This window comes from Microcoleus sp. B6-A1 (assembly GCF_036705085.1).
Lineage (GTDB): Bacteria > Cyanobacteriota > Cyanobacteriia > Cyanobacteriales > Microcoleaceae > Microcoleus.
Window position 1 is genome coordinate 1 of record NZ_JAUBTU010000007.1, and the last position, 5,370, is coordinate 5,370.

Genomic DNA, 5,370 nt, shown 5'->3' on the forward strand with positions numbered 1-5,370 from the left:
GCCCGTCTTTTTTGGACGGGCGGGACGCCCATCCCACAATAACAATTAAAATTGTAAGTTATTTAATTCGCGATCCTAACCACCCGCACTCAATCTATCCAAACTTCGTCAAGAATCGGAAAGCATCGAGTACATGACTCGCGCAAACGTAAGGCGAAGTATTGTAAAAAGCTTGCCAAGCCGCCGCTTTATCTTCGTCGTATTTATCCGCTCTTTCCGGGTGTTTTCCTTGCCAATTCAGCCGGACTGCGTGACCGACTAATACATCTAAAACGATGTATTCTTCTACTTGCAAATCTGGGTTACGCTGGGCGATCGCCGCCAACTCCATCAGCGCCTCAATATTAACTTGCCGATATTCCGGTGCGACAATCTTATTCAGCAAATGCTCAATTTGTAGCGCGAAATTCTTTTCCCCCGGCGTCATTTCCGATAAAATGATATGGCTATCTAAGCGATTGCGCCGCTCTAATTTGTCCCCAATAATCAAGCCTTTGCAGTGCCGCAGGAGTCCCCAAACACTCGGATAAAAATCCTTCGGTACGCGATTGACAGTACCTTCCATCTGCCGCTTCCGCCGCCATCCTCCCCCAGGCATTTGCGGTTCTTCGGAAACTGGCGCTACTACCCATTCAATATCTTTTTCCGCCTGTTTGACGCGCAGGGATTCTTGCTGTTTAAGGATTTGATTCATTTCCTCGTATTCTGTCAACACTTGGCGCAGGCGATTTTTGATTTCAAAGGGACTTAGCTGCATTAAATGTTCGTAAGCTTCATTTTGCGTAACTCCCAATTCGCGCGCCAACTCGCTTGTTAACAGCAGAATAAAGTAGCTAACTCTCAGTGTCAGCAAACCTTTAAATAAATGGGGTTCTGCTTTAATTAGCAAGCCGAGGTAGATCAGAACTTCTTGAGTTAGAACTCGATCGCGAATATCTTCTCCGCAGAATTGGCGAATTTTGTCCATCACTTCCGTGTAAGATCCGGGTCTCGAAATTATCGAATCTTCGCTGTAAGCTTTCCCCACAGCAATCTGTTTTTGTCGCACCAAAATATCTGTCACCGCATCGGATAAGCTGATATCAACTTTGTCCAGCAAACCTGCGGCATGGCGGATGACTGCCCATTGAATTTTTGATTGCGAACTTTCTCCAGCTTTTGTATAAACTTCGTTGACCAAATCCACAACTTTAACTGTTTCTTCCGCCCCTCCAAATCCTGTATCAAAATTTAATCCCTTAAGGCGAACTAACGTGTGCAGCAACTCAATTTGTTCGTACAAGTTTTCTGAATCGCGCAGGCTAGTTAGCAAAAATTGAGTATTAGTCTCGCACTCTAATTTAAATTCTTGCGTGTGACCCAAAGGCCAAGTTTTTTCGGGATTGTAAGTTAGATAGCTGCGCGTTTCTAGTGCACCTGTCACCGGAGATTCGGTAAATTCAAAATCGTGCATGAAATCAATTCTTTCCGTGCCAGCGGTCAGCATTAACTGCTTAAGATTTCCGAGTTTAACTGGCGTGTTGTTACAGTGTCCATCCCGGAATTCCTTCATTAATTCTAACAACGCTTCCCGCCCGGTTTCCAGCATCGTGTGAGTCAGCATCAGCGTTACCGTAGGGCGTCCCAACTGATACCAGTGGCGGTGAATGTGAGCTATTTCGCTCTTGATTTGAGCTACTAAAAAATGGTAATCTAAAGTTAAGTAAAACTCTTGTCTGTTCAAAAATGAGGGAAGAAATACGATCGCCTCTTCGCGAATTTTAAACACCCGAGAAGTTGTTAAACTCCGCAAACGGCGCACGGGGCGGCCGCTTAAACCTAATTGGTCGTTGCGTCCAATTTGCGTGTAAATAGCTGATAATTCTTTAGTCTGGCGGACTTGAATTGGTTCTACCTGTTTTGGGGTTTGTGCCGCAATGCCGTTAGCGGCTAATTCTGCTTGCAAATCTTCGTCTTCAGCTAACAGTGCAATTTGCACTAAAGGTTCTCTGTGTTGGCCGACTGACAAATGTCTTCCCAGCGGGTCGATATCGCCAACTGCTATTAATCCTTCGTTCAGCAATTGACCGAGAAAGTACAAACTTTGCGCCCAAACGAGGGGAATATTTTCATTGGCTAAGCGCTGCTGGCTGCGGGGATTTAGCTTTTCTGCTTCTATATTTTCGGCGGGGACGTAGTACAATTCTGGTAGTAGTGGCAAACCAGATCGATCGACTGCTAAAGATTCCAAACGCTGCTGGTACTCTTGCACTTGGGCTTGATTTCCCTGAAATATGCCGTCCAAGAGCAAATAAGTGAAAAATAGCGGCCACTCGCATTCAATGTGCTCGAACTGCCTTAATTCTGTGGGTTCGTAGTGCAGGCGATCCGCATCTTCCAAAACTGTTTGGTGTCCGTCGCGCAGAAACCGCTTGCAGCCGTATTTTCCTTGCAATTTGTCAATTATCTTATTTCGAGTCCGTTCTATTAATTCTCGATCTTCCACAGCAAAAGCCGGAAAGCTAATCACACTCAATAAAGCGGCATCTACTTCTTTTGAACTCGATTCGCGAGGCAAAAGCGATTCCAAAGTTATGCGACTTCTGGCAATTTCGTCGGGCAAAACGTGAATAACCGATGCTTGAGAACCTTTAATCCCGAACAAATCCAACCCATTTATTGCTTCCAGCGCTGCTTTTGCCATGCCAACAGAACTGGCGTTCAATTCTGCATTGCCGCGATTGATTTTATGACCTCTTTCCCAAATTCCGTAATCCGGTGTGCGGTAGGCTCTACCGATGTAGTAAACTAAATTTTGCACGAAATTCACTTCATCAATTGTAAAAATTACGTGCAGCCCGGAAGCCGTCATTTGAGCAAGAATTAATAAGAATATAGATGTAGCGTCTAACTGTAAATGTCCCCACTGGTCATCACCGACAACAATACTTCCAGTTTGAGTATTGTATTTAGCGTGCAGGGCATCTAGCGGCGACTGAGTATTTTTAAAATGTTCTACTTTGCTCGATTGCTGCATCATCGCAAACAGCAAGCCGCGCATCAGTTTGACTGTGCTGTGTTCGAGTTCAAATGTCCTGCCCTGATCTCCATCAATTTTGCGGTAAGCTAAACCCAAACCCCAAACCGCGAGAATGCTGTACACGTTGTCGCGCACCCAGGCATCGGTGTAGTCGCCGTGGGCGTTAACGGCGGTACTCGCCGGCAGCAAACCTGTAATTGGGTTCTGGCGCTTGAGGATGATGGTTTTGATTTGCTCGTAGTAATAATCTAACCTGGTTTGCCGCTGGTTTTTTGCGATCGCCATTTCGTTTTCCTGCTTTTTCCTGATGCGAGTAGATTTGGGGTGAATAGACTTTTAAATATATCAGAGATTAGATTATTTCTCAAGTTATCCAAACACAAAAAGGTAATTGTCATGTCTACCCACAACCACAATAACAACAGCGTTCCTTTCGTAAAAGTTGTCTACTCTACAGTGAAAATTAATGGTAAAATTGAGCTAGTACCGATGGAATGGTACGCCGACGGCTCTGTCAAAAAAATCGAACACTAATGCTCGATCGCACTTGGCTGGCAAACTCTAATGAAATTGCGCGACTCGTCGCTTACAAAAAAACCGGTTTCCGGGCCACCGAACGATGACTTAACAGACTCTGGGTGGCACAAACCGGGTTTTTTGCGACCAAAACTGCTCTAGCGTCGATCGCCAATCTCAGCTAATTTAAATAACTAGGTGTGTAGGAATCTCAAAGAAAAAAATATGGATCGATCGCGCCCGCAATTTTCAGTGCTGGGACTACCAGTTCACATATTAGATGATTATGCAGGTTGGCTGATGGAGCGTCTGCATCAAGGGTTAGGAAGTCATGTGGTGACTTTGAATGCTGAAATGGCCATGCAAGCCGAGCAAAATCAGGCTTTAGCAGATGTAATTCGCTCTGCTGAACTCGTGATTCCCGACGGTTCGGGAGTAGTGTTGTACTTGCGGCTGCGTGGCAAACCAGCCCAGCGCTATCCGGGGATTGAATTAGCAGAATCGCTGCTGCAACAAGCCGGAAAATTGCCTGATTCGGAACCACTATTTTTCTTTGGAGGTTCCCCCGGAGTGGCGGCTGCTGCGGTCAAAACTTGGCAGCAAAAAGTTAACGGATTGTCAATTGCTTCTCAACACGGTTATCTTTCCGCAGATGAAGAGAAAGACTTCCGTGAAAGCCTCAAACAAATGCAGCCCAAACTGATTTTTGTAGGATTGGGAGTGCCGCGCCAAGAATTTTGGATTGCCGAACACCGACACCTTTGCCCTCAGTCAATTTGGGTGGGAGTTGGTGGCAGTTTCGATATTTGGGCAGGGACAAAAACCCGCGCGCCGGCTTGGTTTTGCGACAATCATTTAGAATGGCTATATCGGCTTTATCAAGAGCCTTGGCGCTGGCGCAGGATGTTAGCTTTGCCACAATTTGCCTTGAAAGCTTTGGGGGATTTGCGAGGGTAAGTTAGGTGTAAGCAGGACAGTGATTTTGAGACGGAGCACGACACGGATTTTGACACGGATACACGGATGAATTGAATCATCTTACTATTTGCCACTGATTAGCGCAATCTGGCTCTAAAACGGAGTCTCTTCTTGACTTCGTTTTTGAGCTTGCAGCCAGTCAGGGACAAATATCCACTGATGGTTGTCGCGAAACTCAGTAGCTTGAGGTGAGGGAAATACACGTCGCGATAGCAGTCTTCTGTCACCAAAATTCATTAATAAACCAATTGGTAAAGCCGTGTGATTCAGGTAAGTAATGACTTGTCCCAAATACTTTTTATGAAGTGTAGCGAAGGCTTTTATTTCCAGAATAACTTTGTTTTCAATAATAAAATCTGGAATGTACAAACCAAGTAATTGCTCGTTGTAGTAAACGGGAAGGTGTTTTTGTGGCTCAAAACCGATTCCCTCTTTTGTCAGTTGTTGTTCGAGTTTTTCCTGATAAATTGCTTCTTTGTAACCTGGCCCAAGCTGTCTGTGAACGGCCATACCTGCACCTATGATCCGATAAGTTAGGTCTTCATGTGGAGCCTGAATCTTTTCGCTCATTTTTTTCTGTCCAATTGTTGAGATGCTTTTTTCCTTATTTTGGCATAGCACCCAAAAAATTCACCCAGACAGAAAAAATTTTTTTCTGGAAAGCACTGCACTACACGGATTTTGACACGGATACACGGATGGTTTGACTCGTCTGAGGTTTAGCTAATTGGCTAATTTGGCTATCCTCCGTGTATCCGTGTTTATCCGTGTCGTGCTGGTTGTTTGTTGTCCCCTCGCGGGGAAGAGGTGGAGCACAATTAGTGATTTTGACACACAGCACAACACTGATTTTGACA

General features: G+C 45.1%; 5 protein-coding genes. 2 read left to right on the forward strand and 3 right to left on the reverse strand.

All coding sequences use genetic code 11. The annotated features are described in order from the left end of the window. Window positions 1-94: 94 nt before the first annotated feature. Window positions 95-3,304 carry a glycoside hydrolase family 15 protein gene (locus QUB11_RS03855; RefSeq protein ID WP_333389853.1) on the reverse strand — a complete coding sequence of 1,070 codons (3,210 nt, stop codon included), beginning with the start codon at window positions 3,302-3,304 and terminating at the stop codon, window positions 95-97. A 111-nt stretch (window positions 3,305-3,415) separates the two neighbouring features. Here QUB11_RS03855 and QUB11_RS03860 point away from each other — a divergent pair, with 111 nt between their 5' ends. Next, a complete protein-coding gene (locus QUB11_RS03860; RefSeq protein WP_015178876.1) occupies window positions 3,416-3,553 on the forward strand; it encodes a hypothetical protein in 138 nt (45 codons plus the stop codon). 207 nt (window positions 3,554-3,760) lie between these two features. Further along, window positions 3,761-4,492, forward strand: coding sequence for a WecB/TagA/CpsF family glycosyltransferase (locus tag QUB11_RS03865; protein ID WP_333389854.1), 732 nt, complete (start codon window positions 3,761-3,763; stop codon window positions 4,490-4,492). A 114-nt stretch (window positions 4,493-4,606) separates the two neighbouring features. Here QUB11_RS03865 and QUB11_RS03870 read toward each other — a convergent pair whose 3' ends face one another. Together QUB11_RS03870 and QUB11_RS03875 are read right to left on the reverse strand one after the other, a co-directional pair. Next, window positions 4,607-5,083 (reverse strand): GxxExxY protein, encoded by a 477-nt coding sequence (locus tag QUB11_RS03870; RefSeq protein ID WP_333389855.1) that lies wholly within the window; start codon window positions 5,081-5,083, stop codon window positions 4,607-4,609. Between the two features lie 100 nt (window positions 5,084-5,183). Beyond that, on the reverse strand, window positions 5,184-5,370 hold a 187-nt coding region (locus tag QUB11_RS03875), incomplete at its 5' end, for a hypothetical protein (RefSeq protein ID WP_333389856.1).